Here is a 21,835-nt window from a genome sequence, read left to right as displayed (position 1 = left end):
GGCCGGGCCGTCCGGCCGTCAGGTCGTCAGGTCGGGTTCGTCGCGGGCGGCACGTTCGTCCCCGGCGTTGCGGACAACGTGCCGCTGGGGGACAGCGCGCCGCCCGAAGACGGAGCCCCGCCCGAAGACGGAGCGCCGCCGGGGGAGGGCGAGCTGCTGGGGGGCGGAGCGCTGTCGGTGGCCGACGGTCCGGGCACCGTGACAGTGGGGTGGGCCGCGCCGACCCCGCGGATCACCCGGTCCTCCGGGTGGCGCATCGCGGCCCGGAAGTAGATCGCGCCGGCGAGGAGGTAGCCGACACCCGCGACGACGACGACCGGTGCCGACCGCCCGTCCTCGGGCAGGATCAGCGCCGCAAGCGCGGCCGCGGCCACGAAGGCAAGGTTGAACAGCAGGTCGTAGAGGGAGAAGGCCCGGCCGCGGTAGGCGTCCTCGGTCTGCTCCTGCACGATCGTGTCGACGCAGATCTTGCTGGCCTGGGCGGAGAAGCCGAGCAGCAGGCCGGCGACGACATACAGCGGGGAGAGGAACGGCAGCCCGAGCGCGATCTCGACCGCGCCGCCCGCCACGAGGACCAGCGCGATCCAGGTCGCCTTCGGGATGCGCCTGGTCACCCGGGGGGTGACGACGGCGGCCAGAACCGTTCCCGCGCCGCTGGCGGCGACCACCGCCGCGAGGCCGGCGAGCCCGCCGCCGGTGCCGGTGAAGTGGTTGCGGTAGAGCAGCACCGTCATGACCAGCACCAGGCCGTAGGCCGCCCGGGACGTCGTCAGCGCCGCCAGGGCGCGCCGGGCGGGGCCATGGCGCCACAGGTAGCGCACCCCGTCCGCCAGGTCGACGGCGACGCTGCGGGTCTGTGACCAGGCACCCTGCCAGGGCACCGTTTCGACCGGGCCGAAGGCGACGCGGCCGGGTCGGGCGGCGATCAGCGCGGCGGTGGCGTAGGCGAGCGCCGCCAGCGCGGCGACCAGGGCGACGGCGTTGTCGCCGCCGCCGGTGATGCCGCGCAGGCCGCTGCCGACGCCGGCGCCGAGCAGGGTGGCGACGGTGCCGGAGGTGACGGACAGTGCGTTGGCGGTGACGAGCCTGCCGACGTCGACGACCATCGGCAGACCGGCGGAAAGCGCGGCCAGCACGAACCGGTTCACGCTGACGGAGGCGAGGGCGGTCGCGTAGAAGTCGGCACCAGTCCGCCCGCCGAGGATCAGCCCGACCAGCACCACCATCAGCACAGTGCGGACCACCGAGGAGACGACGAGAACCCGTTGCCGGGAAACCCGGTCCAGGACGATGCCGGCGAACGGGCCGATCACGCTGAACGGCAGCACCACAATGGCGAGGGACGTCGCCAGCGCGCCCGCGGACGTCGCACGTTCCGGCGAGAAGATGACGTAGCTGACCAGGCTCGCCTGGAAGACACCGTCCGCGGCCTGCGACGACAACCGGCAGGCGTAAAGCTGCCGGAATCCGCGGCCGTCGAGCAGGGCACGCAGGCTGCCGGTCCCGTGCTTGCTGGTCCAGGCCACGTCCGCAGCCTACGAAGAAGGCGGCCCGGCCGTGGGAGGGGGTGGCCGCATGGTTGCCGCGAGCGACAGGCATACAGGCGCCGGTGACAGCCCTCAGTCGCCGGACAGGGCAGGGGTGCCGCCGGGCCGCCCGCCGAAAAGGGCCCTGGATGTGGCCGCCCGGCAATGGCGCCTCAATGTAGACACTGCGGTTCTCCGACACCCGGATGCTGTCCGAAGAGTCGACTACGGTCGCGTCGCGTAGTTCACCCGTTTCGGAGGTGTTCCGGTCTGATGTCTGGTGCCCGGCACCGGTACCGCCGCTCAGGAACGTCGTTACGGGGGGTCGCCACGCTGGCTGCCGTTCCGCTCGCTGCCGGTGCTCTCACCTGCGGCTGGTTGTTCCTGCGCGTGACAGCCGGGGCGGCGGGATGCTCCGGCTCCGTGACGCTGACCGTCAGCGTCGCACCGGCGCTGGCCGAACCGCTGCAGGCGGCCGCGGTGGCCTACCGCAGCGAGCACCCGGCGGTCTTCGGCTACTGCGCCTCTCTTGAGGTGAACACCGTCGACGGCGGCAAGGCCGCCTCCTACCTGCGCGGGGGCTGGAACGAGCCGGGCGCCGGCGAGATACCGGACGTGTGGGTGCCCGACTCCGCCGACTGGCTGGCTCTCGCCCGAACCACCGAACCGGCCAACCGGCTGCTGATCGACTCCGGGACGGTGATCGCCACCTCACCGGTGGTCCTTGCGATGCCCCGCCCGATGGCGGAGGCGCTCGGCTGGCCACGCAACCAGGTCTCCTGGGTCGAGCTGCAGGAGTTCCTCGGCGCCGAGGACTTCTGGGGCGCTCGCGGCCAGGAGGCCTGGGGAGACTTCTCCGTCGGCCTGCCCGACCCGCGGACGTCGACGGCCGGGCTGACCGCACTGACCAACGCGGTCTCGCTCGCGCTGGACGTCCCGCCCGAGCAGCTCACGGAACGTGTCGTCACGAGCGACATGACGGCGAGGCGGGCCGTGCTCGAGCTGGAACGCCGGGCAGGCCTGGTGCCTGACTCGGACGCCGGCCTGCTCACCGCGTTGCGCGCCGCCGACGTCGACAGCCCCGAAGCACCGCGGATGTCGGTCGCCCTGCTCTCGGAGAGCGTGGTCTACCAGTACAACCGTGGTCTGGGAACCGGCGGCGCACCCGTAGCCGCGGACGGCGCACCCGTAGCCGCGGACGGCGCGCCCGCGGCCGCGGACGGCGCGCCCGCGGCCGCGGACGGCGCGCCCGCGGCCGCGGACGGCGGCGCGGGCGGCGGGATGCCGGGCGGGGAACAACTCGTCGCGTCCTATCCGGACGACGGCCAGACGTTGGACGAGATCCGCTACATCGAGCTGAGTCGTGCCTCGGCGGACCCGGTGAAGGCACGCATGGCGCGCGATCTGCTGGCGGTGGTGCAGTCACCGCGAGGCAGGTCAGCGCTGGCCCACAGCGGTTTCCGACCGCCGGACGGCGTCGCGGACTCCTTCGGGCCGGAGATCGGCCTGCTCGCACGACCGCACCTGGAGAAGAAGCATCCACTGACCGCGTCGGTGCTGGCCGCGCTGCAGGCGACCTTCATCAGCGTGCACCAGCGCGCGAACGTCCTCGCCGTCCTGGACACCTCGGGCTCGATGAACGAACCGGTCCCCGGCGGGCCGGGACGTAGCCGCCTGACGGTGGCCATCGACGCGGCGAAGGCCGCGCTCCCGCTGTTCGCCGACGACAGCCGGCTCGGGCTGTGGCGCTTCTCCGTGCGGCTGCGCGGAGAGCAGGACTGGGCGGAGCTCGTCCCGCTCGGCCCGATCAACGAGCAGCTCGGTCCGTCGACGAGGGCGCAGGCCCTGGTGGACGCGATGGACGCGATCGAGGCGCGCGGCGACACCGGGCTCTACGACACCGCGCTCGCCGCCTTCCGGTACATGACCGGGCACTACCTGGACGGCCGGCCCAACCAGGTGGTGCTGGTCACCGACGGGAGGAACTCCGATCCGGGCAGCCTCTCCCTCGACGAGCTGGTGCGAACCCTGCGGGAGGAGTACTCACCGCGACGCCCGGTCGAGATCGTCACGATCGGCTACGGGACGGAGGCCGACCTCGGCGCGCTCGCCCGGATCTCGGAGGCCACCGGCGCCGAGACCTATCCCGCGCTGGATCCGAACAACATCTTCGGGGTCCTGGTCGGCGCACTCACCGAGATCCCCCACTGACCGTGCCGCAGGGCCGTCCCCCGTGGTGAGCGCCTCCTCGTACTCGTGGTGAGCGAGACGGCGAGAGCCGCCGCGAGTGCCGCCGCGAGTGCCGTCTCGGGCACTCGCGGCGGCTCGGGCACCACGCCGGGCTCGGCCCGGCCGGGGCTCAGCCCTCGCCGCGGATGAAGGCAGCGACCTTGTCGCGGGCGTCGCTGTCGCGGTACTGCTCCGGCGGCGACTTCATGAAGTACGACGACGCGGAGAGGATCGGGCCACCGACACCGCGGTCGAGGGCGATCTTCGCGCAGCGGACGGCGTCGATGACGACACCGGCGCTGTTGGGGGAGTCCCAGACCTCGAGCTTGTACTCCAGGTTCAGCGGGACGTCACCGAACGCGCGGCCCTCGAGGCGGACGTACGCCCACTTGCGGTCGTCGAGCCAGGCCACGTAGTCGGACGGGCCGATGTGCACGTTGTCCTTGCCCAGGTCATGAGACACCTGGGAGGTCACGGCCTGCGTCTTGGAGATCTTCTTGGACTCCAGCCGCTCCCGCTCGAGCATGTTCTTGAAGTCCATGTTGCCGCCGACGTTGAGCTGCATCGTGCGGTCGAGGATGACACCGCGGTCCTCGAACAGCTTCGCCAGCACGCGGTGGGTAATGGTCGCGCCGACCTGCGACTTGATGTCGTCGCCGACGATCGGCACGCCCGCCGCGCGGAACTTCTCGGCCCACTCGGGGACACCGGCGATGAACACCGGGAGGCAGTTGATGAAGGCCACTCCGGCATCGATGGCGCACTGGGCGTAGAACTTCGCCGCGTCCTCGGACCCGACCGGCAGGTAGCAGACCAGGACGTCGGCCCGGGCCTCGCGCAGCGCCGCGACGACGTCGACCGGGGCCTCGTCGGACTCCTCGATGGTCTCGCGGTAGTAGCGGCCGAGACCGTCGAAGGTGTGCCCGCGGGCGACGGTCAGCCCGAGCGGGGGCACGTCCGCGATCTTGATGGTGTTGTTCTCGCTGGCCACGATGGCCTCCGAGAGGTCCCGGCCGACCTTCTTCGCGTCCACGTCGAACGCGGCGACGAAGGTCAGGTCGGAGACGTGGTAGTCGCCGAGCGTCACATGCATCAGGCCAGGGACCTGGGCGGACGGGTCGGCGTCGCGGTAGTACTCGACCCCTTGGACGAGAGAAGCGGCGCAGTTGCCCACACCGACGATGGCGACACGTACCGAACCCATGACGGATGCGCTCCTTGGCTGGTGGAGGGGATGCTGGCGTTCACTGACTGGCAGGTGCAGGTGCAGGTGCATGGTGCTGGCTGGCAGGTGCTCTGCTGGCCGGGCACCACAGAAGCGGCCAGGACGAACCCGGGAACGAGCCTGAGGACGAGCCCGCGCCGGTGGTCCGGCCCGCCGGACCACCGGCTGTCGGGCCCGGCCCGGTACAAGCCCGGCGCGGCGGGCCTCCGGGCGCCGGGTCCGTGCGTACGGACGCTGCTCCCGAGGCCCGCCGGACCAGGCCCGCGCTAGCTTTCGGGACCCGGGGATGTGCCCGCGCCGTCAGGGCCGTCGGCGCGGATCGTCGGGTCGCCCGGGATGCCGCCCGCCGATCCGCCCGCGGCCGAGGCTGCCTCAGCTGTGGACGAACCTGTGGACAACTCTGTGGATGATGTGGACAACAGCTGTGCCCCGGGAGGGGATGCGGGCTTCTGGGCCCGTTCCGTCTCGATCAGCTCGCTGAGCCATCTGACCTCGCGCTCCACTGATTCGAGCCCGTGGCGCTGCAGCTCGAGGGTGTAGGAGTCGAGCCGCTTCTGGGTGCGGGACAGCGCCGAACGCACCTTCTCTCCACGCTCCTCGAGCCGGCCGCGCCGCCCCTCGAGGATCCGCAGCCGCACCGCCGCGTCGGTCTTGGAGAAGAAGGCGAAGCGGACGCCGAACATCTCGTCCTCCCAGGAGGACGGCCCGCCTTCGCCGAGCAGCTCGGAGAGTTTCTCCTTGCCCTCGCCAGTGAGGGTGTAGACGACCCGGCTGCGCCCCCCGATGCGGGCGGCGGCGCCGGCGTCGTCCGCGGTCACGTACCCGGAGGCCTGCAGCCGGCGCAGGCACGGGTAGAGCGACCCGTAGCTGAAGCGGTGAAAGGACCCGAGCACGGCGGCGAGCCGCTTGCGCAGCTCGTAGCCGTGCATGGGGCTTTCCGACAGGAGTGCGAGCACCGCCAGCTCCAACATGCGCGCTCTCCTCCCGGTCGTGGTGGCCAGGCCGCCCTGAGGCCAGCTGTATCGAGGTACTGCATCGAGAAACTGCATCGAGCTGTCCTGTCGCGCCAACATATCGATGCGATACATCGAGGATAGCCCTTCCGGTACGACCACGGCAACAGTGGATGGCGGATCGGCGACCGGGCGATGACGGACCGACGTCGACAAGCCAACCCGTGCACCCGGATGTGCCGGCGATTCGGGGCGGCGGGAGGAGGCCGGTGTGAGGCCGCGGGGGGCCTGGCCGGCTCGTCAAGTTCTGTCGTTTCCGTCTGCCCGGGGTCCGGCGTCGGCGTACCGTGGCAGCCATGCGTCCACGGTCGGTCGTCGACTACGCGCTCGCCCGCAGGGCGACGCTGGGCGACCTGTTCGCAGGAAGGGTCGCCTCCGGCGACGTCTGCGACGCGCATCCGTATCTGGTTCGGGCCGCGAGATACCACGGCGAGCCCAGCAGGAAGCGGTGCCCGGTCTGCCGGGGCGGCGACCCGCTCGTCAACGTCACCTACACCTATGGCGACGAGCTGGGCCCGAGCTCCGGCCGGGTGCGGGCGACCAAGGAGCTCCCCGGTCTCGCCGCCCGGTACAGCGAGCTGCATGTCTACGTCGTGGAGGTGTGCCAGCCCTGCGGCTGGAACCACCTGATCACCTCGTATGTGATCGGCACGGGCGAGCCGCCGGCGAGGAAGCACTCCGGCCGCCGGGCCGCCGACACCTGACGCCCACGCGCTCCGGCGCCACCCGCACATAGGTGCCCTCTCGCGGGTGTCCCGATCTGGCGTGAGATTCTGGTCTGCCATGTGGGTTTCCACGTGGGTGCGGCCGCCTTTGGCGTGCCACACCGGATGCGGCACCGGCCGGACCATGGCATGAGCACGGTGACCGGGGGGATTCACGGCGACGGATGGGGTAGCTGGTGAGCACTCCCTACAGCCAGGGCACAAGGGCGATCGGGCCTGGTGCCGGCAACGGCGAGGACCCGCGTGGGGCCGCGCCGGGCTCGGGCGCCGAGCGGCCACGCCCCGGCGCCCCGGTGGCCGGCGGGCCGCCGCCGCCCGGTGGGCCGGTTCCCGGCGGGCCGGGTGCCCGGCGAGGTCCGGGTGCCGCCAGCGCTGGCGGGCCGCCCGCGGCTGGCCGTGGCGGGCCCGGCGCAGCCGAGGCCGAGGCCGGTGGCTGGACGCCCGACCGGGGCGCCGCCGCCCGCCGCCGGGAGACCGAGGCCGCCACCCGCTCCCGCCCTGGCTCCGGTCCGGACGGACGCTCCGCGCAGCGCACCCCCGCCGGCCCGCCGGCCGCTCCCACCGGTGGTCAGGCGCCTGGCCGGCCCGGTGGCCGCCCGGCGACCCCTGAACGCGCTGATTCGACCAGTCGCACCGGCCATGCCGGTCGCGCCGACAGCCGCGCCGACGACCGCGCCGACGACCGCGCGGGCGCCCCCGCAAGGCCCGGCTCCGGTCCGGCTGGCAGGCCGGCGACGGGCCGCGCCGCCGCCGCGGGAGCTGGGACCGGCAGCGGGACCGGCGCGGGCACGGCAGGTGGCCGCGGGTACTCCGATCGCGGCGGATCCCGCCAGACCGGGGCCGGGCGGACCGGCTCGGGCCGCGTCTCCAGTCCCCGCGGGCAGTTCGGGCGCGAGGACCCCGACCGGGGCGACCTGACGCGCGCCGCCAGCTCCGGTCCCGGGGAACCACCCGCGTCCGGCCGTGGGCCGCGTTCGGTCGCCGGCCGCGCCGCCGCGGAGCGCGCCGCGGGCCGACCGTCCGCCGTCGACGACAGAGGCGGACGAGGCGAGCGCGGCGGGCGGGGCGAGCCCGAACGGAGGGACCGTACCGAGCGGCTGTCAGCCGCCACCACCCGGCTGCGGGCCGTCCGCCCGGGCGGTGGGCGCCCGTCGGCGCCCGAGCAGCCGCCCGCCCGGCCCAACGCCATCTACGACACCGTCGACCAGGCCGCGCTGAGCCGGGTCGATGTCGCCGAGCGCACCGCGGACGCCACCGTGTACCGCAAGGTCACGCCCGGCGGCGCCACCGGGCGCTCCGGCGGCCTCGACGAGCTGGACGACATGAGCCGGGACTCAGGCGCCGGGTCCTCGGCCACGGCGCGCATGAACGGCGTGGACCGGGCGTCCGGCCCGCGCCGTGCGGCACCGGGCCGGCGGCCCGGCGGTCCGCCGCGCCCCGGAGAGCGTGACCCGGGCGGGCGCGGTGCCGCGCGCCGCACCCAGGGCCGACGCGGCCCGAAGTGGTGGCGCAACCGGCCGCGGTGGTTCCGCCGCCTGGTGCTCATCGGCCTGACCTCGGGGTCGCTGCTGTTCGTCGCCGGCATCGCGGTGATCTACGCGGCCACCCGGGTGCCGCTGCCCGACGAGGTCAAGACCGACCAGACGTCGATCATCGCCTGGGCGGGCGGCGGTGAGATCACCCGGATCGGCACGGTGAACCGCACCGACGTCCCGCTCTCCCAGGTGTCGAAGGACGTCCAGCACGCGGTGCTGGCAGCGGAGAACTACAACTTCTACAACGAGCCCGGCATCTCGCCGAAGGGCATCGCCCGCGCCATGTGGGTGAACGTCACCGGCGGTGAGATCTCCCAGGGCGGCTCGACGATCACCCAGCAGTACGCGAAGAACGCCTACCTGACGCAGGACCGCACGTTCACCCGGAAGATGCGGGAGATCGTTCTCGCGATCAAGCTGGACCGGAAGTACTCCAAGGACCAGATCCTGGAGTACTACCTGAACACGATCTACTTCGGGCGCCAGTCGTACGGTATCGAGGCCGCGGCCAAGAGCTACTTCGGCAAGCCCGCCGCGCAGCTCACCGCCGGTGAGGGCGCGGTGATCGCCGGCCTCATCCGGTCGCCGAACTATCTGGACCCCAAGGAGAACCCGGGGCCCGCGGAGGCCCGGTGGAAGGACGTCGTCGCCACGATGGTCGCCCAGGGCTGGGCGCCGGCTTCGCTGGCGAACGAGAAGCCGCCGCCCGTCCTGGACAAGGACGAGAGCGGCGACTACACCTCCTCCGACCAGGTCGGCTACATCCGTGACCAGGTGAAGAGGGAACTGGACGCCAACGGGATCACCGAGGACCAGATCAACCGCGGTGGCCTGCGTATCACCACGACCCTGGACGAAGGGCGGCAGACCGCGGCGTTCCAGGCCGTCAACGACCAGATCGCCCAGGCCTACGCGGCCGTGCCCGATCTGCGCACCGGACTGGTCGCGCTGAAACCGGGCACCGGCGAGGTACTGGCCTGGTACGGCGGCTCCCTGTACGGCAAGGGCGACAACGGTCAGGAACAGTTCGTCGACAACGTGTCCGGGGCGAGGGTCCCGCCCGGCTCGACGTTCAAGACCGTGACCCTGGTGACCGCGCTGAAGGAAGGCATCAGCCTGAGGTCGACCTACGAGGCTCCGGCCGACATGACCATCGGTGACTACCATTTCGGCAACGACGAGAGTGAGCCGGGCCATCTGGGCTGGCCGGATCTGGTCGAGTCGACCGCGGAATCGATCAACACGGTGTACGTGCCGCTGGGTGTCGATATCGGGGTCAACGACATCATTCAGACCGCCCGCGACATGGGTGTGGACGAGGAGACCCAGCTCGACGACGTCGCCGGTGTCACCCTGGGCCAGGACGGCGTCTCCGCCCTGGACATGACGCAGGTCTACAGCACCCTCGCCAGCGGTGGTTACCGGTCCACTCCGCACATCGTCGCCCGGGTGGAGGACAGCTCGGGCGAGGACATCCTGCCCCCGCGGGACGGCGAGACCACCGGCGAGCCGGTGATCCCGCCGACCGTCGCGCGGGACGCGACGTTCGCGCTGCAGGCCGTGCTGGACCACGGCACCGGCAAAAGCGCCAGGCTCGCGAACAACCGGCCGGCCGCAGGTAAGACGGGCACCACGGACGACTTCCGCTCCGCCTGGTTCTGCGGGTACACGAAGCAGATCGCCTCCTGCGTGAACATGTTCCGGGGCAAGGGGGAGAACACCGACCTCCTCAAAGGCATCCCAGGGGCCGAGAACGGGGTCTATGGAGGGACCTACCCGGCGCGGATCTGGAAGGCCTTCATGGACGCCGCGCTGAAGGACGAGCCGGTGACCGGGTTCGACCCGCCCGCCTACGGCGGCGCGGTCACGCTGCGCAGCCCGGCGCCGGCCCCCACGACGCCGCCGTCCGAGCTGCCGACCCAGCCGTCCACCGGCGGCAGCGGCGGGATCGGCGACTGGGACCTTTTCGGGGACGACGATGACCGCAACGGCCGCGGTGGCCAGAGCGGCCAGACCGGACAGCAGGGTGGCCAGACCGGACAGCAACCCACCCGACCTCGACCGTCACGAACACCCGGCGGAATCGTGGTGGACCCGTTCAACAACTGAGCGAGGCCGTGACGGCGCTGCTCCTCCGCCGACGCCGTCACGGCCGTCCCGTTCCGCGCGCCCAGGCCCGCACTGATCCCGGAGCCCTGCTGCGTCCCGGAGCACTGCCGCGGAACGTCCACCGCACCTGGGCGGCCGGCGCCGCAAGTGTCGTCGGACGGGGCGCGGACGCCGTGTACCAGAATGGCCCGCATGGCCACGACCCCGGCGTCGCCCACCCGGTCCAGCCCGGCGCGTCACGACCCGGTGGTCGCGGGCGCGAGTGAGATCGTCGGCGGCCCGCCCGGGCGGCATGCCGTCATCGGCGCGAACCGCACCTGGTGGACGCCGCTGCGCCTGCTGATGCTGCTGGTCGTCGTCACCTGCGTGCTCGGCTACGTCCAGAAGGCGGGCTGCCGCGACACCCGGAACTGGTCCGAGGAGTACCAGTACACCCGGATGTGCTACTCGGACGTGGTCGCCCTCTACAGCCAGGAGGGCCTGATCGATGGCAAGATCCCCTACCTGGACTACCCCACCGAGTACCCGCCGGTCATCGGCGCGGCGATGCAGTTCACCTCCCTGTTCGCCGGCCTCGGCTCGGCGCCGGAGGCGGTCTTCCGTACCGACGAGACCGGCGCCCAGGTCTTCGACCACTACTCGATGGACTCCCGGTCGGCCCTGTTCTACGACTTCACCGCGCTGCTGTTCGTCCTCGCGGCCTGCGTCGCGGTCGCCTGTACCGCGCTGACCGCCGGGCGCACCCGGGTCTGGGACGCGGCGCTCCTCGCGCTGGCCCCGACACTCGTCCTGCACCTGCTGACCAACTGGGACATCCTTGCCGTCGCGTTCGCCGCCGGCGGCCTGCTGGCCTGGTCGCGGCGCGCCCCGCGGCTCGCCGGCATCCTGTTCGGGCTGGGCATCGTCACCAAGCTCTACCCGGTCTTCTTCCTCGTCGGGCTGGCCGCGCTGTGCCTGCGGACCGGGCGGATGCGGGAGCTGGCCCGCACCTCGGTCTTCGCGGTCGGCACGGTGGTACTGGTGATGCTGCCGGTGTGGCTGACCGCCGGCTACTTCGACGGGACGACCAAGGTCAGCGACGGCATCTGGTCGACGTTCTGGGGCGGCGGCGACTGGGTCGCCCTGCTGGACGGTGAGAGCGCCGGCGCCCACAACGGCCTGCAGCGCTTCTTCGAGCTCAACTCCGAGCGCGGTGCCGACTGGGACTCACTCGCCTTCGGGCTCACCTGGGCCGCGGGCAAGTACGACACCGGCTGGTTCGCTCCCGTGCATCTGCTCGTCCTGGCCGTCACGCTGCTGCTGGCGGGGCTCGCCGCCTGGCTGGCGATCCGCAGATGGCCCTGGCTGACCCGGCCGGTCGTCGCGGCGGCCGTCGTGTGCTGGCTGGTCCCGGCGATCGCCACGCCGCTGGTGCTGGGCGCGGTGCACGAGCACGGCATTCCGGTGGGGACGCTGAACACCATCACGGCGGTGCTCCTCGTGGCGGCCGTCGCCGGGATCCTCGCACTGGCCCTGCTCGCACCACGGCGGCCGCGCGTCCCGCAGGTGGTCCTGCTGCTCGTCATCGCCTTCCTGCTGACCAACAAGGTCTTCTCGCCGCAGTACACGATCTGGCTGCTGCCCCTGGTCGCGCTGGCCAGGCCCCGCTGGCGGCTGTTCCTGGTCTGGCAGGCCTGTGAGGTGTGGGTGCTGTTCACCCGTTTCATGCACTTCATCTTCAACGACACCTCGGGTGCCGACGGCATCGACCGCGGCTGGTTCGTCGGCGCCGTGGTCCTGCGCGATCTGGTCCTGTGTGTCCTCGCCGCGTTCGTGGTGCGGGAGATCCTCCGGCCCGAACGGGACGTCGTCCGCGCCGACGGCCTGGACGACCCCGCCGGCGGGATGCTCGACGGCGCGCCGGACGTCCGGGGCGGGCAGTTCGGCGCGCGCTCGCTGCTGCCGCGCCGGCCCCGACGCTCGCGGGAGGCCGTGCCGGCGGGCGTCCCCGCGTCGGTCGAATGACCACGGAGCACTCGCCGCCCACTCCCTCCGGGCAGGGCGGACCGGAGCCCGACCGCAGCACCGGCGATGCGCGGCCCGCCGGCCGCACCGACGACGCACCGAGCCGCGGCGGGACCACGGGCGGTGTCGCCGTCGACGATGTTCCCGTTCCCGTTCCCGCTCCTGGTGCCGAGGGCCGAAGTGGGTACGGGGCTCGGTCCTGGTCCGGGTCCAGGTCCGCGAGCACGTGGCTCCGGAACGGCTGGGCGCGGCTCCCCGGGGCCGTGCAGGCGACGCTGCCGCTCTGGGTGGCGAGCCGGGTGGCGGTGGTCATCGCGTCGCTCGCCGGCGCCCGGGCCCTGTCGAACGGGCCGGTCCGGGACGTCCCCGGCCTGACCACGCTGTGGGACCGCTGGGATGTCGGCCTGTTCACGAAGGTGGCCCGCTACGGCTATCTCTCCGACGCGTACTCGGACCGCACCGAGGTCGACTTCCCGGGGCTGCCGCTGGCGATTCGCGCCGTGCACGTCGTCGTCCCGGACTGGATCGCCGCCGGCCTCGTCGTCTCGTTCCTGGTCGGCATTCTCGGGGTGGCCGCGCTGTGGCGGCTGGCGGCCGACGAGGTGGGCGAGGCGGACGCGCGGTTCGCGGTTCTGGCGCTGGTCTGCTTCCCCTACGCCGTCTTCCTGTTCGCGGCCTACTCCGAAGGGGTGTTCCTCGGCTTCGCCGCGGCGGCCTGGCTGGCGGCGCGGCGTGACCGCTGGCTGCTCGCCGGCCTGCTGGGCGCGGCGGCGGCCTCGGCGCGGGTGACCGGCCTGCCGTTCTGCGCCGCGCTGGTCGTGCAGTACGTGGTCGTGCGGCGCGCGGCCGGCAGGCCGGTGGTCGCCCGGCCCGCGCTGGCCCTGGCGCTGCCTCCACTGCCGATCATCGGGTTCATCCTCTACCTGCGGGTCCGGAGCGGGCAATGGGACTCCTACACCGACGCGATGCGCGCCGGCTGGAACCGGGCCGTCGACTGGCCGTGGCACGGCTGGTCGAAGACCTGGCACTCGGCCTTCGACGGGAACGGCGCGGCGACGTTCGTCTGGTTCTGGCGGGGTGAGCTGCTCGCCGTCGTCATCGGAGTGCTGCTCACCGCTGTCCTGCTGTGGTCGCGGCGCTGGGGTGAGGCGACGTTCGTCGGGCTCATGACGATCCTGATGAGCTTCTCGAACTACTACGCGTCGGGAATCCGCGGCATTCTCGTCGCCTTCCCGCTCTACCTGCTGCTGGCCAGGGCGGGTGCGCGGAGGCCCTGGGTGCGCGGTGTGTACGTGTGGTGCTGCGCGCCGCTCATGGTGGTCTTCGTCGTTGCCTTCACGCAGGGGAACTGGGTCGACTGAGGCCGCCGCCCGCCCGCGAGGACGGAGCGACACGGCCACCGTGATCGGATGCGCGCCCTCGCGGCCGGCCATGGTCCAGGATGGGTGCGTGGCTGACCATGGACGGGACGAACCCGCGGGCCCGGCGGCGACCGCCGCGACCTCGGCGCGCCAGGAGGGGGGCAGCGCCTCCCCGGTGCGCCTCGGCAGCGGGCGACTGCCGCCGTCACTGCTGGTGCCGGCAGCCGCCGCCAGCCTGCTGGCGCTGCTCTTCCTGATCCTCGCCGTCGTGGTGCCCGAGCCCGGCCGGCATGCCCACGGGCTCCTGGTCGTCGTCGACCTGGCCGGCGTCATCGGCGTCGCCGTGGTGTGGCTCCGGGTGATCCGGCTGCTGAGCCTTCCGTCCATCCGCGGGCGCGTCGAGTAATCTCGTCCAGACATGCCGTGTGCCGACGGTGCGGCGCTCTGCTGGCGGTACAGCTCTGCTGCTCACACAGCTTTGCTGACCGCCGAGCTCAGCCGCCCCGGCATGCGGTCCCTCCTGCCACGGGTCATCCGTGGCCGCTAGAGTCCACAGGAGGTGGGTTCAGCCTTGTCACGTCACTATGAACTGATGGTGATCCTCGATTCCGAGCTCGAGGAGCGCACGGTCGCACCGTCACTCGACCAGTACCTCAACGTCGTCCGCCAGGGCGGCGGCGTGGTGGAGAAGGTCGAGGTCTGGGGCCGCCGCCGGCTCTCCTACGAGATCGCGAAGAGCCACGAGGGCATCTACGCGGTCATCGACCTGCACACGGAGCCGGCCGTCGTCGCCGAGCTGGACCGTCAGCTCGTGCTGAACGAGTCGGTGATCCGTACCAAGGTGATCCGCCTGCCCGAGCCGAAGGCGCCGAAGCCCGTGCGCCGGGCGGCGGCGTGACGTACCCCGCCCGTACGGCGCGTCTCGCGCCGGGGCGGGTTGTCCAGCCAGGGAGTTGTGATCATGGCCGGTGAAACGGTGATCACGGTCGTCGGCAACCTGACCAACGACCCCGAGCTGCGCTTCACACCGAACGGGGCCGCAGTCGCGAGCTTCACGGTCGCATCCACCCCGCGCACACTCGATCGTGGCACGAACGAGTGGAAGGACGGCGAGGCGCTCTTCCTGCGCTGCTCGATCTGGCGTCAGGCCGCCGAGCACGTCGCCGAGTCCCTCACCAAGGGTGCGCGGGTAATCATTCAGGGGCGCCTCAAGCAGCGCTCCTTCGAGACCCGTGAGGGCGAGAAGCGCACTGTGATCGAACTAGACGTCGATGAGATCGGCCCGTCCCTGCGGTACGCCACCACGAAGATCACGAAGGCCTCCCGCGGTGGCGGCGGCTTCGGTGGTCAGGGTGGCCCCGGCGGCGGCGGTGGTGGCTTCAGCGGTGGCCAGAGCGGGCCTGGCGGCCCGGCTGGCGCCGGCTTCGGTGGCGCTCAGGGCGGTTCCGGCGGCCCCGGCGGTGGTGGCTACGGCGGTGGTCAGGGCAGCGGCGGTTATGCCGGCGGTGCCGTTGACGACCCCTGGTCGCAACCCGCTGGTGGCTACTCCGACGAGCCCCCGTTCTGAGGGCGGGGTGTCTACATCGCGCGATCGGAACTCGCGCTCAAACCGAGGTAGGAGCACATCCATGGCCAAGGCGGCCGTGCGCAAGCCGAAGAAGAAGGTTTGCGTCTTCTGTAAGGACAAGGTCCACTACATCGATTACAAGGACACCTCGCTGCTCCGGAAGTTCATCTCGGACCGGGGGAAGATCCGCGCTCGTCGAGTGACCGGCAACTGCAGCCAGCACCAGCGTGACGTCGCGACCGCGGTGAAGAACAGCCGCGAGATGGCACTGCTTCCGTACACCTCGACGGCTCGCTGAGGGGGATGACGATGAAGCTCGTCCTCACTCAGGAGGTTCCGGGCCTCGGTAGCCCCGGCGACATCGTCGACGTCGCCGACGGCTACGGGCGCAACTACCTGGTGCCGCGTAAGTACGCGATCCTCGCGACCCGCGGTGCCGAGCGCCAGGTCGCGCAGATCAAGCGGGCGCGCGACGCGCGCTCCGTGCGCGACCTCGACCACGCCAAGGAGATCGCCGGCCAGCTGGCCGGGCTGTCCGTGCGGCTGACCAGCCGCGCGGGCAAGGAGGGCCGGCTGTTCGGCTCGGTGACCGCGGCCGACGTCGTCGCCGCCGTCACCGAGGCCGGCGGCCCGGCGCTGGACCGCCGTCGCGTCGAACTGAGCACGCCGATCAAGGCGCTCGGCTCGCACTCCGTGTCGGTTCACCTGCACCCGGAGATCACCGCGAAGGTGAGCGTCCAGGTCGTCGCGGCCTAGGGCGTCCGCCGTGGCCACCCCGTACCCGGTGCGGGGCGGGGCGGGGCCGGTGCGTCGCGGGCGCGCCGGCTGATGTGCTGACGAGGCTCCGCTGGCTCCCGACCACGGTCGGGAGCCAGCGGAGCCCGTGTGTTTCGGCGCCGCGGTGCGGGGCCGCTGCCACGTGTAGATCACTGTCCCCCGGCGTGTGGTCGGGGCGGACGGTGCCGTGCGGCGGGAAACTTGTGGTGGTCGGGCACGCTGTTCACCCGGTTGCGTCACCTGTCACCTGGTTGCGTCACCTGGCAGCGTGCGGCCGGCTTGGTGCGGCGCGGGCCTCCCTAACCCGACGCGCTCAGACCCCGGGACGGTATGACTCGAACTGGTTAACCCCCACGATGGTCCCAGAACGGCCCGGACGATTTTTCGTCCACAGGCGAAGCCGCGCCGACAACCGGCGGGCGCTGCGGATCCGGTTCCCGCCGTGCTGCGTGTCCACAGTCACGCCGGGCTCCGTCCCAAGGCATTCCCCAGAACTTTGCCAGTTACCAACAGGTTGTCCACAGGGGGCTGTGGACAACTTCTTGGAGCCTCCCCGTGCGTGTGCCTACTGTCGAGCCGTCCACACTGGCCATCTATCCACGAGGACCGGGTAGTCCAGACGGGCGGGGGGAAATGATCTTCGAACTGGTGGCCGGGCGGCCGAGTTGACAGGCTCCATGCTCACATCGAACATATGTTCGATGCTGGTGGTCGGGGTCTGCGCCGATGCCGGGGCCCGTATCGATTCTGGCGGTGTCGCTGCTGGCGGTGTCGGTTCTGGCGGCGGGGCGGGTGTCAGGTCCGTGGCCGTCGGCGTCGAAGGGCGGGAGGGCAGCAGGGCGTGAGCGTCGCCGACATCACCCGTGGGTCCGGAGCACCGGTCGAGTTCGACCGGACGCCACCTCACGACCTTCCGGCCGAGCAGAGCGTCCTCGGCGGCATGCTGCTCTCGAAGGACGCGATCGCCGACGTCGTCGAGGTCCTCAACGCGGCTGACTTCTACCGACCGGCGCACGCCACCGTGTACGAGACCATCGGAGATCTCTACGGGCGCGGCGAGCCGGCCGACGTCATCAGCGTCGCCGCCGAGCTCGGCCGGCAGAACCTGCTGGAGCGGGTCGGGGGCCCCGCCTACATGCACACGCTGATCTCCAGCGTCCCCACCGCCGCGAACGCCGGGTACTACGCGCGGATCGTCGCCGAGAAGGCTGTCCTGCGCCGCCTGGCCGAGGCCGGCACCCGCATCGTGCAGCTCGCCTTCGGTCCCGCACCCGACGTCAGTGAGGTCGTCGACCGGGCGCAGGCCGCCGTGTACGAGGTGACCGAGCGGCGTACCAGCGACGACTACACCCCGCTGGGCGAGCTGCTCAACCCCGCGCTGGAGGAGATCGAGGCCATCCAGGGCCACGACGGGGCACTCACCGGCGTGCCGACCGGCTTCACCGATCTCGACGAGCTGACCAACGGGCTGCACAGCGGCCAGCTGTGGATCGTCGCGGCCCGGCCGGCGGTCGGAAAGTCCACCCTCGGGCTGGACTTCGCTCGCGCCGCGTCCATCAAGAACGGCATGACCTCGGTCATCTTCTCGCTGGAGATGAGCCGGATGGAGATCACCATGCGGCTGCTGTCCGCGGAGGCCCGGGTGTCGCTGCAGAACATCCGCACCGGCCGGCTCACCGACGACGACTGGGGGCGGCTCGCCCGGCGAATGGGTGAGGTCGCCGAGGCGCCGCTGTACATCGACGACAGCCCCAACCTGACGATGATGGAGATCCGGGCGAAGGCACGGCGCCTCAAGCAGCGCAACGACCTGCGCCTGGTCATCCTCGACTACCTGCAGCTCATGTCGTCGCCGAAGAAGGTGGAGAGCCGTCAGCAGGAGGTCAGCGAGATCTCCCGGTCGCTGAAGCTGCTGGCGAAGGAGCTGGAGGTTCCGGTCGTGGCGATCTCGCAGCTCAACCGTGCCTCCGAGCAGCGGGCCGACAAGCGGCCGCAGGTCTCCGACCTGCGTGAGTCCGGCAGCCTCGAGCAGGACGCCGACGCGGTGATCCTGCTCTACCGGGAGGACGCGGTGGAGAAGGAGTCCGCCCGGGCCGGCGAGGCCGATCTGATCATCGCGAAGCACCGCAACGGGCCGACCGGTACCGTCACCGTCGCCTTCCAGGGGCACTACTCACGTTTCGTCGACATGGCCAACTGACTGCCCACCCACCACCCTCGGCGGGTCCGTGGGCCACCGGACTGAACAGTCGTCCGGGCGGTGACAGACTGGACGCCATGACCGTTTCCGGTGTTCCCCCGCGCGACTCCGGGGTTGTCGAGGTCGCGAGGTTCGACGTGTTGCCCGGCAGCGAGGAGGCGTTCGCGGACGCCTATCTGCTCGTCCGGCACGAACTGGTCACCACGCCCGGCTGCCGGTCCGTGCGGATGACCAGGGGCGTCGAGTCACCGTCCCGCTTCGTGCTGTTCGTCGACTGGGACAGCCTGGAGGCGCACACCGAGACGTTCCGCGGCTCCGACCGGTTCACCCGGTGGCGGGCGGCGCTCTCGCCGTACTTCGCCAGTGCTCCGGCGGTGGAGCATGTGGTGGCCATCGCCGACCGTGCGGACCCGGCGGGCCCGCCGGCGACGTCGGCCTAGCCCGCACCCGGCCCGCCTGATCTGCGATGGCCACCTTCTTCGAGTACCTCGTCTTCGCGCCGCTCACCGCCGCCTTCTTCGGCTTCCTCGTGTGGCTCTTCGTCGCGATCGTTCTGCGGAGGGTCGTCGAGCGGATCCGACTCAGGCCGGTCGTGTTCTTCGTGACCGGCTACGCCTTCATCGGGCTGCTGAGCATCTACCAGCTGGTCGGCTACGACGATCCGCACGTCGCGCCCCTCCTGGGCACCGTCGCCTCACTGGTCCTCGTGCTGGCGGTCCGCAGATGGTGGAGGGGACGGCGGGGCAGCACGACGGTGGCGCGGTTCAACCGGGCATCCGGGCCGCGGGCCGGGGCGGGCTCCCCCGGTGGGCCGGCCGGCTCCGGCGGCCCCCATGCGGGGCAGCATCCCGCGGATCCCGGCCATCCCGGGCCGGCGGGGCAGCCTGGCCAGGCGGGCCAGGCCGGCTATCCGGGCTTTCCCGGGCAGCCGGGTCACACCTCCCAACCGGGGCAGCAGGGCCGTCCCGGCCAACCCTTCGTCCCACCCCACGGTCAGCCGGACCACCCCGGGTGGACGCCCGGCGCGCAGGGCAGCCCGTCCGCTCCCGGGGCCGGGGCCGGACGCCGGCCCGGCTATCCGCTGGCCGCTCCACCGCCGCCCTCGCCGCCCTCATCACCTTTCGCGCCCCCGCCCCCGCCGCCGCAGCAGTGGCAGCCGCCGCACCAGCAGCCGCCGCGGCCGCGGCCGGTGGATGAGCATCCGGAGATGCCTGGCTCGGGCACCGCTGGTCCGACCGGTGACCGCCCCGCCGCGGACCCGTCACCGGAGCCTGAGCCGGACATCGACCCGACCTGGCTGGACTTCCTGGCCGCCGAGGCCGGTGGGGCGAACCGCGCCGACCGGCCGGAGGGGAGAGCGGGGGACCAGGGGAACGCAGGGCCGGGCGAGCCGGACGACCGGGACGATCCGGATGCCGGACCTCCCCGCGGCTGGACGCCCTGAGGGTTTCCACCCGGCTGCGCTCGAGGGGATCCGCGATCGTGGTGGGGCCGATGGTCGGAGGTGAGGCGTAGCCTTTGCGGTGGCGGACCTCCGGATCCACACCGCGGATCGGGATGCGCCCCGCGTGTGTACGCACGGACCGGTGCCCACCTGCCCAGGTCTGGCGTCCCGAGCACCTCTCCAGTGTTCCGTGCCCCGCAGTCCAGCCCAGAGGTCAAGATGCCCGTTCTGCGTTCCCGCACCACCACCCACGGCCGCAACATGGCCGGCGCCCGCGCCCTGTGGCGCGCGACCGGCATGACGGACGACGACTTCGGCAAGCCGATCGTCGCGATCGCGAACAGCTTCACGCAGTTCGTGCCGGGCCACGTCCACCTGCGTGACCTGGGAACCATCGTCGCGGATGCGATTGCCGGTTCCGGCGGTGTCGCCAAGGAGTTCAACACGATCGCGGTGGACGACGGAATCGCGATGGGCCACGGCGGCATGCTGTACTCCCTGCCCTCCCGCGAGATCATCGCCGACAGCGTCGAGTACATGGTCAACGCGCACTGCGCCGACGCCCTGGTCTGCATCTCGAACTGCGACAAGATCACCCCGGGCATGCTGCTGGCCGCGCTGCGGCTGAACATCCCCACGGTCTTCGTGTCGGGTGGGGCGATGGAGTCCGGCCAGGCCGTCATCACCGACGGGGTGGCCCACGCGCGGCTCGACCTGATCGACGCGATGACCGCCGCGGTGAATCCGGCGGTGAGCGACGAGCAGCTCGGCTCGATCGAGCGCTCGGCCTGTCCCACCTGCGGGTCCTGCTCCGGAATGTTCACGGCCAACTCGATGAACTGCCTGACCGAGGCGCTCGGCCTGGCCCTGCCGGGCAACGGGTCGGCGCTGGCGACGGCGGCGGCCCGGCGCGGCCTGTTCGTCGAGGCCGGCCGCCTCGTCGTCGACCTCGCCCGGCGCTACTACGAGAAGGACGACGAGGCCGTGCTGCCGCGCTCGATCGCGACGGCGGCGGCGTTCCGCAACGCGTTCGCGGTGGACGTCGCGATGGGCGGCTCCACGAACACCGTGCTGCACCTGCTGGCCGCTGCCGTCGAGGCCGGTGTGGACGTGGGCCTCGACGACATCGACCAGATCTCCCGCACGGTGCCGTGCCTGTGCAAGGTGGCGCCGAGCTCGACCGACTACTACATGGAGGACGTCCACCGCGCCGGCGGGATCCCCGCCATCCTCGGCGAGCTCGACCGCGGCGGGAAGCTCGATCCGAACGTGCACAGTGTGCACGCGGCGAGCCTGCGCGAGTTCCTCGACCGGTGGGACATCCGCAGCGCGAACCCGTCCCCGGACGCGGTGGAGCTGTTCCACGCGGCGCCCGGCGGGGTGCGCACCATCGAGCCGTTCAGCTCCACCAACCGCTGGGACAGCCTCGACACCGACGCGAAGAACGGGTGCATCCGCTCCGCCGAGCACGCCTACTCGGCCGACGGTGGTCTCGCCGTGCTCCGCGGCAACCTGGCTCCGGACGGCGCGGTGGTCAAGACCGCCGGTGTCGACGAGAGCCAGTGGACGTTCCGCGGGCCGGCCGTGGTGGTCGAAAGCCAGGAGGCCGCGGTCGACGCGATCCTGAACAAGGTCGTCAAGGCCGGGGACGTGATCATCGTCCGGTACGAGGGGCCGCGCGGTGGCCCCGGCATGCAGGAGATGCTCTACCCGACGGCGTTCCTCAAGGGCCGCGGGCTGGGGCCGAAGTGCGCCCTGATCACCGACGGCCGCTTCTCCGGCGGCAGCTCGGGTCTGTCGATCGGCCACGTCTCGCCGGAGGCGGCGCACGGCGGCCCGATCGCGCTCGTCCGCGACGGCGACATCATCGAGATCGACATCCCGACCCGCCGGCTGCAGCTTCTCGTGTCCGAGGAGGAGCTCGCCGCGCGGCGAGCCGAGATCGAGGCCGGCGACGGCTACCGACCGGTGGGCCGGGAGCGTGTCGTGTCGGCGGCGCTGCGTGCCTACGCGGCGATGGCGACGTCCGCCTCGACCGGCGCGGCGCGTGACGTGCGGCTCATCACCGGTTGATCACCATCGGTTGCTGGATCGATCACCTGATGTGTGTGAAGGTGGGC

General features: G+C 71.9%; 17 protein-coding genes. 14 read left to right on the top strand and 3 right to left on the bottom strand.

Annotated features, from left to right (window positions below):
• Positions 1-26: 26 nt before the first annotated feature.
• Positions 27-1,526: an MFS transporter gene (locus tag AB1460_RS05760; RefSeq protein WP_368959558.1), complete on the bottom strand. Its 1,500-nt coding sequence runs from the start codon at positions 1,524-1,526 to the stop codon at positions 27-29.
• A 273-nt stretch (positions 1,527-1,799) separates the two neighbouring features.
• On the opposite strand from AB1460_RS05760, the gene AB1460_RS05755 reads away from it, so the two are divergent.
• Positions 1,800-3,737: a substrate-binding domain-containing protein gene (locus tag AB1460_RS05755; RefSeq protein WP_368959556.1), complete on the top strand. Its 1,938-nt coding sequence runs from the start codon at positions 1,800-1,802 to the stop codon at positions 3,735-3,737.
• Between the two features lie 148 nt (positions 3,738-3,885).
• Here AB1460_RS05755 and AB1460_RS05750 read toward each other — a convergent pair whose 3' ends face one another.
• Both AB1460_RS05750 and AB1460_RS05745 read right to left on the bottom strand, forming a co-directional pair.
• Complete coding sequence (locus AB1460_RS05750) at positions 3,886-4,959, bottom strand: inositol-3-phosphate synthase (RefSeq protein WP_071084043.1); 1,074 nt, start codon at positions 4,957-4,959, stop codon at positions 3,886-3,888.
• 287 nt (positions 4,960-5,246) lie between these two features.
• Positions 5,247-5,951: a PadR family transcriptional regulator gene (locus AB1460_RS05745; protein ID WP_368959554.1), complete on the bottom strand. Its 705-nt coding sequence runs from the start codon at positions 5,949-5,951 to the stop codon at positions 5,247-5,249.
• A gap of 338 nt (positions 5,952-6,289) precedes the next feature.
• Between AB1460_RS05745 and AB1460_RS05740 the strand changes: the two genes are divergently transcribed.
• The 13 genes from AB1460_RS05740 (at position 6,290) to ilvD (ending at position 21,788) form a co-directional block, all read left to right on the top strand.
• Entirely contained in the window at positions 6,290-6,697 is a 408-nt protein-coding gene (locus AB1460_RS05740; protein WP_368959552.1) for a DUF5318 family protein, read from the top strand.
• Positions 6,698-6,894: 197 nt separating this feature from the next.
• Positions 6,895-10,362, top strand: coding sequence for a transglycosylase domain-containing protein (locus AB1460_RS05735; protein ID WP_368959550.1), 3,468 nt, complete (start codon positions 6,895-6,897; stop codon positions 10,360-10,362).
• A gap of 192 nt (positions 10,363-10,554) precedes the next feature.
• Positions 10,555-12,366, top strand: a complete 1,812-nt coding sequence (locus AB1460_RS05730) for a glycosyltransferase family 87 protein (RefSeq protein ID WP_420497202.1) — start codon at positions 10,555-10,557, stop codon at positions 12,364-12,366.
• Positions 12,363-13,727 carry a hypothetical protein gene (locus tag AB1460_RS05725; RefSeq protein WP_368959546.1) on the top strand — a complete coding sequence of 455 codons (1,365 nt, stop codon included), beginning with the start codon at positions 12,363-12,365 and terminating at the stop codon, positions 13,725-13,727. Before AB1460_RS05730 ends, AB1460_RS05725 begins: the two co-directional genes overlap by 4 nt.
• 88 nt (positions 13,728-13,815) lie before the next feature.
• Positions 13,816-14,133, top strand: coding sequence for a hypothetical protein (locus tag AB1460_RS05720; RefSeq protein ID WP_368959544.1), 318 nt, complete (start codon positions 13,816-13,818; stop codon positions 14,131-14,133).
• A 165-nt stretch (positions 14,134-14,298) separates the two neighbouring features.
• On the top strand, positions 14,299-14,625 hold the full coding sequence (rpsF, locus tag AB1460_RS05715) for a 30S ribosomal protein S6 (protein WP_026310950.1): 327 nt from the start codon (positions 14,299-14,301) through the stop codon (positions 14,623-14,625).
• Between the two features lie 63 nt (positions 14,626-14,688).
• Positions 14,689-15,294, top strand: coding sequence for a single-stranded DNA-binding protein (locus AB1460_RS05710; protein ID WP_368959542.1), 606 nt, complete (start codon positions 14,689-14,691; stop codon positions 15,292-15,294).
• A gap of 61 nt (positions 15,295-15,355) precedes the next feature.
• Positions 15,356-15,592, top strand: coding sequence for a 30S ribosomal protein S18 (gene rpsR / locus AB1460_RS05705; protein ID WP_006543269.1), 237 nt, complete (start codon positions 15,356-15,358; stop codon positions 15,590-15,592).
• 11 nt (positions 15,593-15,603) lie between these two features.
• Positions 15,604-16,050, top strand: a complete 447-nt coding sequence (gene rplI / locus AB1460_RS05700) for a 50S ribosomal protein L9 (RefSeq protein WP_071084172.1) — start codon at positions 15,604-15,606, stop codon at positions 16,048-16,050.
• Positions 16,051-16,912: 862 nt separating this feature from the next.
• A complete protein-coding gene (gene dnaB / locus AB1460_RS05695) occupies positions 16,913-18,271 on the top strand; it encodes a replicative DNA helicase (RefSeq protein ID WP_018636689.1) in 1,359 nt (452 codons plus the stop codon).
• Positions 18,272-18,348: 77 nt separating this feature from the next.
• The gene (locus AB1460_RS05690) at positions 18,349-18,711 is read left to right on the top strand and encodes an antibiotic biosynthesis monooxygenase family protein (RefSeq protein WP_018636690.1); all 363 of its coding nucleotides are present in this window, start codon (positions 18,349-18,351) and stop codon (positions 18,709-18,711) included.
• A 26-nt stretch (positions 18,712-18,737) separates the two neighbouring features.
• Positions 18,738-19,715, top strand: a complete 978-nt coding sequence (locus AB1460_RS05685) for a hypothetical protein (RefSeq protein WP_368959540.1) — start codon at positions 18,738-18,740, stop codon at positions 19,713-19,715.
• Between the two features lie 219 nt (positions 19,716-19,934).
• Complete coding sequence (gene ilvD, locus AB1460_RS05680; RefSeq protein ID WP_368959539.1) at positions 19,935-21,788, top strand: dihydroxy-acid dehydratase; 1,854 nt, start codon at positions 19,935-19,937, stop codon at positions 21,786-21,788.
• The last annotated feature ends 47 nt before the right edge of the window (positions 21,789-21,835 follow it).

Source organism: Parafrankia sp. FMc2 (genome assembly GCF_041008525.1).
Lineage (GTDB): Bacteria > Actinomycetota > Actinomycetes > Frankiales > Frankiaceae > Parafrankia.
Note: the sequence above shows the minus strand (reverse complement) of the source record. Positions and strands in the feature narration are given on the sequence as shown.